2 protein-coding genes are annotated in these 484 nt (G+C 41.5%); both read right to left on the bottom strand.

What is annotated here, in order from left to right; all coding sequences use genetic code 11:
* Nucleotides 1-161, bottom strand: a 161-nt coding sequence (locus ACTHSP_RS21755; protein WP_440346978.1) for a YfhL family 4Fe-4S dicluster ferredoxin, incomplete at its 3' end; no start/stop codon positions are given.
* Between the two features lie 122 nt (nucleotides 162-283).
* Nucleotides 284-484 (bottom strand): RsmD family RNA methyltransferase (locus ACTHSP_RS21760; RefSeq protein ID WP_440346977.1); only part of this gene is annotated, 201 nt, incomplete at its 5' end.

The following is a 484-nucleotide window of genomic DNA, read 5'->3' on the forward strand; positions in this document are numbered from 1 at the left end:
CATACCTGTTGGCACTGAGGCTCATCGTAATGGCCTACACATTGCGTACACAAATTTGGATTGATTTCGTAAATTTCTTCACCTTGCGAAATGGCATCATTAGGGCATTCCGGTTCGCACACATCGCAGTTAATGCACTCATCTGTAATAAAGAGCGACATTTCTATTTCCTTTTTTCTTAAATTATCAAAACCGATTGGGCGCGGATTATAGCACAAATGACGTCGGAACAATCCGTTTGAAAGAATGTTTTACACCTTGGGAATGATTCTCAAATTCTATACTATTCAGCAACTTGCGAATAGAGCAATAATTCAAACCTACTCATTCCCGCCTTTCCTTCCCGATAAACTTCCAGCCAATCCGGTTTTTCAGGCAGCTTCCCTGCTTCAATATAGACCATTGCCCCATTTTTCAAGTGGCTTTGCAATCGGATAAACAGATTTTGCCAATCTTCCCATGCAAACGGCGGATCAAGAAACAC

It is taken from the genome of Neisseria sp. P0001.S005 (assembly GCF_051963715.1).